The 6000-nt window shown below is 46.9% G+C and carries 6 protein-coding genes; 5 read left to right on the forward strand and 1 reads right to left on the reverse strand.

All coding sequences use genetic code 11. The features are described 5' to 3' along the window. Positions 1-75 precede the first annotated feature (75 nt). The 4 genes from ACTHRH_RS21340 to ACTHRH_RS21355 all read left to right on the forward strand — a co-directional run bounded on the left by ACTHRH_RS21340 (position 76) and on the right by ACTHRH_RS21355 (position 3904). Positions 76-1029, forward strand: a complete 954-nt coding sequence (locus ACTHRH_RS21340; RefSeq protein WP_440417575.1) for a phosphotransferase family protein — start codon at positions 76-78, stop codon at positions 1027-1029. A gap of 123 nt (positions 1030-1152) precedes the next feature. Then, a complete protein-coding gene (locus ACTHRH_RS21345; protein ID WP_379288724.1) occupies positions 1153-1518 on the forward strand; it encodes a hypothetical protein in 366 nt (121 codons plus the stop codon). A gap of 317 nt (positions 1519-1835) precedes the next feature. Next, positions 1836-2864, forward strand: a complete 1029-nt coding sequence (locus tag ACTHRH_RS21350; RefSeq protein WP_379288722.1) for a phosphotransferase enzyme family protein — start codon at positions 1836-1838, stop codon at positions 2862-2864. Positions 2865-3025: 161 nt separating this feature from the next. Next, a complete protein-coding gene (locus ACTHRH_RS21355) occupies positions 3026-3904 on the forward strand; it encodes a pentapeptide repeat-containing protein (RefSeq protein ID WP_379288720.1) in 879 nt (292 codons plus the stop codon). A gap of 12 nt (positions 3905-3916) precedes the next feature. Here the strand turns inward: ACTHRH_RS21355 and ACTHRH_RS21360 are convergent, their stop codons facing one another. Beyond that, on the reverse strand, positions 3917-4477 hold the full coding sequence (locus ACTHRH_RS21360; RefSeq protein ID WP_379288718.1) for an NUDIX hydrolase: 561 nt from the start codon (positions 4475-4477) through the stop codon (positions 3917-3919). A gap of 452 nt (positions 4478-4929) precedes the next feature. Between ACTHRH_RS21360 and ACTHRH_RS21365 the strand changes: the two genes are divergently transcribed. Further along, positions 4930-5715 (forward strand): class I SAM-dependent methyltransferase, encoded by a 786-nt coding sequence (locus tag ACTHRH_RS21365; RefSeq protein WP_379288716.1) that lies wholly within the window; start codon positions 4930-4932, stop codon positions 5713-5715. Positions 5716-6000 lie beyond the last annotated feature (285 nt).

Consider the following 6000-nt stretch of genomic DNA (forward strand, 5'->3'; position numbering starts at 1 on the left):
GTCCGATGATTAGCTAAATAGGTTTCGTATATGATTATCGGTAATGATAAATATACATTGGGGAGGACGGGCCATTTGATCAAAAAAGATGCTCCTAGTCTGGATTTAGCAGCTCAAATAGCAGGAGAATATCTTAATTCTACAGCCTTTAAAATAGAAAGGGTCCTAAGCGGAGTCTCCACTTATGTCTATCGTATCCGATTAGGTGAGGAGACCTTGTATCTTCGGGTTCTTCCGGAACAAGAGAGGAGCTTAGGCGTGGAAGTACATGTACATTCGTTAGTAAGACGAATGGGGGTTCAGGTTCCGGAGGTCATCCATTTTGAACACCATAATGAAGTTTTGGGGATGTCGGTGATGCTCGTTAAAGAAATCCCTGGTTCAAGCGTAGAGGATTGTATTTCCAATGGCGAATATGAGGACATTCTTTACCAAGCCGGGCAACAGATTGCGGTTATCCATCAGGTCAAGGTCGATGGCTTCGGTTGGATAATAAGAGACCAGGAGCAATACGGCAACTCTTTACGAGGTGAGAAAAAAACATTGCAGGATTACATCTGTCCCTACTTGGAAGAGGATTTATTTTTACTGTCACAGAAGGTTTTCAGTAAGGTAGAGACCTCTCAGATCACAGATATTATAAATTCCGGAATGGAATTGATGTCCGGGCACGAAGCCCATTTGGTTCACGGGGATTTCGATGATTCGCACATTTTCCAGCAAGCCGGGAAATACACGGGGATCATTGACTTCGGAGAGATTCAAGGAAGCAGTCCTTTATATGATTTGGGGCATTTCAAATTGCATGATGGCCAGCGTTATTATGGCTTCGATTCGTTAGCGAAGGGGTATGATGCAGTCACCTCCCTCTCATATTATGATCTATTGGAAATCGACCTCTGGGCATTATGGATAGGGGTAAGAAGATTAGGGATGATATGCGGAAGGACTTGGGGATGTTATCATGAACATTTAATAAAAACGGTAACCATGGAAATGGAACTACTAAAAAATAAGCTTAAATTATAGGCGGGTTGAAATTAGTTTAATTGAAGGGTCGGTCGGGCCGGAGACTATGGATTCCTATCCCTATTGTTCCAACAGTGTTATATAATAGCAGAATGATGAAATATGAACGAAAGGGTGGCCAAAATGAAAGCGGTCCAAGATATGTATCAAACCTTCCAGGAGGAAATGGGATGGGCGCCGGTTGACAAGCATGACTATCAGTCCAGCAAAGAATTTCTTCTATATATCCATATGCTGCTGACAACCGAGGTAGCCGAAGTAGCCGAAGAATTTCGCAAGATGATGTATAGAACAAGAGACCTTGCCGAAACCGGGATGGAGATAAATGAAGCTTATTCCCAGGCGAAACAAGAAATCAGAGAAAATTTGGGCAAGGAGCTGGCGGATTGCCTTGCTTATCTTTGTAAGCTGGCCAACTTCTTTGACTATGATTTAGAAGAGGAGCTTCGCGCTAAGCTGGATGAAATAAGAAAGAGATACAACAAGTAAGGTTGTCGTAGTCCAGCTCTAAGACCATTTGGTTTTAGAGGTTTTTCTTGCTGAGCAGAACCGGCAGCATGGCCCGCCCAAGCCAGATATGATAAATCTGCATGGTTATCTGGACTGAGCGATAAGTATCCGGGTAAATAACCTATAATAATAGCTTAGGGGCGCCTTTACCGGTGCCCTTAAAGTTTATATGCGTGGCTGAACGACGGATTTTTTCACTATAAAGCTTCTTCCTATTTTCTTCACACAGGTCCATTCTATACAATAGACACAATCAGACAATAGGTCCGGTAAAATATATTTATGGAGGTCGGCATATGAATGACGTCGTTTGGTATGACACAGAGGAGAACAGAAGGTCTCTGCTAGCCAAAGCGAGGAAGGTTGCTTTAACGGCACTGCTGCAATATGACTTGGAATGGGACCGAATTCAATTTATTCAGTTGTCTGACACGATAACCTACAAAATTAAGACGAGTACAGAGCAGATTTATTTGCTTCGCATTCATTCAAATCGACTCGGCAAAGAAGAAATTCGTTCGGAGCTTACTCTGCTCGAGGCTTTGAATAAAGCGGCTGATCTGAACGTACCGGAAGGGCTGGCATGCCGCGACGGCTCTTATGTGTTGGAGATTAGCGCGGAAGAGGGAGTACAGCCTCTTCATGTCACGATGACGCGGTGGGTAGAAGGGGAACATGTTAACGGGGAATTGACGGACGATCTTGTTTATAGCATGGGTGTGATGATGGGCAGACTGCACGAAACGGCTGCAGGCTTCGTTCCGCCTCCTGATTTTGTCCGGCCCCAATGGGGAGCGGATAGCTTCAGACGGGAAATGGCCAAGCTGGAACGGTATAATTCGTGTTTTTTATCGGCTGAAGCCTGGAAGTCTTACCAAGCTGCATTTGAGAAGATTGTAACCGAACTGGCGGAAATGCACCGTAATGACCACAACTATGGACTTATTCATGCGGATCTGCATTCGGGCAATATTGTTTTCAACGAGGGACGCCCCCATCCGATTGATTTCGGAAGTTGTGGTTACGGGTATTATCTCTATGATATGGCAGGAGCGTTATTAGAGCTTCATCCTAGACAGCGGCGGACGTTTATCCAAGGCTACGAGAGCATAAGAAAGCTGGAAACGGACTACGTTCGGCATCTGCAATGCTTCTTCATCATGTTCATGATCGAGAATTACTGCCACCATGCCCCCGATCCGGGAGAAACATCGAATTTATTGGATGAACAACCTTACGCCCAAGCATACATAAGAGAATACTTAAACGATGTCCCGTTTCTATTCCGTGTGATCGAACCAGTGAAAATAGTTTGGAGCGAGTAACATTATGGAAAAAGAATTGACGGAGACCTCGTTCAGTAATAACATAGACTTCTGTAAAAATTCATTATTATTCGAAAAGTATCCCCGATGAAGCAGGAAACATGCGTTAAGATCAGATAGTTAAAGGATGGAATAGATTCAAGAGGGGAGGAAACCGCACCATGTCAGATAATCATGAAAAATCATCATCGACTCCCAATAAGAGCAGCCTGAGTCTGCAGGGCGATTGCGAGAACTGCTTCGGCTTGTGCTGCGTTGCGCTGCCTTATGCAGCATCGGCTGACTTCGCAATCGATAAGGATGCCGGGTGCCCCTGTCCGAATCTGCAATCCGATTACCGCTGCGGTATCCACGACAGCCTGAGACAGAGGGGCTTTAGGGGCTGCACGGTTTATGACTGCTTCGGCGCCGGGCAGAAGGTATCTCAGATAACGTTCGGCGGGCGAGACTGGCGGGGAGCCCCGGAGTCCGCGAAGCTCATGTTCGAGGTGTTTCCGATCATGCGGCAGCTCCATGAGCTGCTTTGGTATCTGAACGAAGCCCTGACGTTACCGTCGGCAAGTCCGATTCATGGGGAGCTTGCGAAAGCTCTCGGAGAGACCGAACGACTCACCGACCTGGATTCCGGCTCCATCATGGAATTGGACATCGCGGCACATCGGGCCAAGGTGAATGACCTCCTGCTTCGGACCAGCGAGCTGGTGCGGGCGGAGGCTATCCGATCGCAGAAGGGCTCTGCCAGCCGCCGGAAGACGTACGGCCGGGGTGCTGACTTGATCGGAGCCAAGCTGAAAGGAGCCGACCTAAGGGGGGCCAACTTGAGGGGTGCCTACCTGATAGCGGCGGACCTCCGTGGCGCTGACTTGAGAGGCGCCGACTTGATCGGAGCCGATTTTCGGGATGCCGATCTAAGAGGGGCTGACCTTACCGGCAGTATATTTCTCACCCAGCCCCAGCTTAATTCAGCGAAGGGAGATGCCAGTACCAGGCTGCCCAAGTCGCTCACTCGCCCTGCACACTGGTCCTCCAGCGGAAAATAAAGTGTGCGGGGTTCAGCCAATCGGATCTTCATTGACCTTTCTATTTCGCAAATCGTATGCAAGCTCATAGAGTTCCGCTAAATCCGCTCTTCCAGATTTCATAAACTGTTGTTTGGCTTCCTGCAGCGTCATGGCTTCAACGGCAACGACCATTTCTCCATCCTCCGGGATCAAGGGGGCGGACACAAGTTCAACGTCACCGTACCCCACCGCTCGATAGTAAATGGGATGCGGTAAATGGGGTCTATATGGTCGGGCCGTAGAAGAAACGAATCTCCATGCTCCGAAAACGATAAAGGGGGACACCAGTCTGGCTCCGGCTTCTTCCATAAGCTCGCGCATTAATGCCGATTGATAATGCTCATCCGGTTCCAGGGTTTCCCCGGGCATTTCCCAATTGCCATTGTCTAACCGGATTAAAATGCACTTCTCATCATCAAGGAAGGGTACGATATTTACGTTGCTTATTAACGGTTCCGGAGGTAAATCTACATCAAACTGTGAGATAGCCTGGCCCCAAACATTCGTTTGAAAGAGGTTTGGATATCGCTTTTTATATATGGTTGGCCGCATTTAGTCATCCCCTATGCCGGAAGATTTCAATTCTCAATCTCCTCTATTCTTACATAAATATCCACTTGCTGTTGTGACAAATGGGTGAAATTGCTTTATTTGAACGAAGTTGGCAGCCTATGCCGCCTTACGCAGCACCATCAGTTACTGATAATAGCGGGAATTTGAAGCCTGTTGATCCATAAACTCGAATCGGGAATAAAGGCCTGGTTTACCTTACAGTACGCGTAAAAGGGATTGTTTTGCGGCATTCGAAGCAGAAGTGGCAACAAAAAAAGACACTGTCACAGTGTCTTTTGGTTTTTTTGGGTGATTTTAAGCAGAGGGTACCTATCCCGGTTCCCTATAATAGTATTATAATTTCCGGATCATTATAAGTCTACACATTTAGCAAAATATCCCGTATTCTTAATCGTGCCGGCCGGCAAATCTGATGTTGGGGGTGCCAAACTATGTTTCCTGATCTGACGCAGCATCCGGACTATTTACGAGGGCAGACCTTGGCCTGGTGCAATCAATTGGCCGCCAAGACGGGCAAGTATGAGTTTACGTGGAGAAGCATTTGTGAAGGGACAGCGGCTGAGGACTTTCTATCGGATAAGCTATCTTCCGTACTGCACGGCAAAGTTCTGGATGTCGGATGCGGTCACGGGGAGTATACTAATCGATGGGCGGATTTGGCTGAAGAAGTGGTCGGGTATGACATGACCGAGGGGTTTATCCGGACGGCTGAGCAAACCCGCAAACCGAATGTCCGGTACGTAGCGGGAAGAACACATGACGGGCTTCCTTTTCCAGATGATTATTTCGACTGTGCCTATACTAAGAAGGGCCCGACCAGCTGGTATAAAGAGGGGAACCGGGTAGTTCGGTCCGGGGGAACGCTTCTATTATTCCATCCCGGAGACGGCAACGGAGAAGGTGGAGAATTGGGGTTATGCTTCCCCGGATTATTCTCTCCTCCTGAGTTAGGCACCCCGACTCTGGACAGAATCCAGGAGCGGCTGGAAACTAGCGGCTTGATCGATATTCAACTAACTACTTTGAAGGAGACCATATGGATTCCGACTCCTGAAGATATATTTGCTATGGTATGCTTCGGCCAGAGTGATTCATTTGCCCGCTATGTCAGAGAAACCTGCTATGATCAAATCGTTACCCAATTTGAGAAGCATGCGAGCGAACAAGGAATCCGGACGACGGGCTTTTATTATTTGATTCAAGCTAAAGCTGCATAAAATGTATCCAGGGCCATCTATTCGGATGGTCCTGTTTTAATATTGGAACTACTCTCTGATTGGCGTAAAAAGCTAAGTCTAATATCGGTGTTTTGACTGGTGAAACATAAGTTTGTATATAAGTGTTACACAAATAGAAAACCATGGTTTCGATGGATTGACGGTAGTGTGAAATTTGAAAACTAAATGGATTTCATACAGTTAGTTATCTATATTCGGAAGAAATATGGAAACTAACTGGAAAACCTACAGTTAGTTTGCGCCAAAACAGCCGTTTCGCCCAAA

The sequence above is a fragment of the Paenibacillus sp. SAFN-117 genome (assembly GCF_051966115.1).
GTDB lineage: Bacteria > Bacillota > Bacilli > Paenibacillales > NBRC-103111 > Paenibacillus_L > Paenibacillus_L residui.

Excerpts from the sequence above, each read along its gene's own strand:
- ACTHRH_RS21365 (WP_379288716.1), top strand. The coding sequence starts at position 4,930 with ATGTTTCCTGATCTGACGCAGCATCCGGACTATTTACGAGGGCAGACC.
- ACTHRH_RS21355 (WP_379288720.1), top strand. The coding sequence starts at position 3,026 with ATGTCAGATAATCATGAAAAATCATCATCGACTCCCAATAAGAGCAGC.
- ACTHRH_RS21350 (WP_379288722.1), top strand. The coding sequence starts at position 1,836 with ATGAATGACGTCGTTTGGTATGACACAGAGGAGAACAGAAGGTCTCTG.
- ACTHRH_RS21360 (WP_379288718.1), bottom strand. The coding sequence starts at position 4,477 with ATGCGGCCAACCATATATAAAAAGCGATATCCAAACCTCTTTCAAACG.
- ACTHRH_RS21345 (WP_379288724.1), top strand. The coding sequence starts at position 1,153 with ATGAAAGCGGTCCAAGATATGTATCAAACCTTCCAGGAGGAAATGGGA.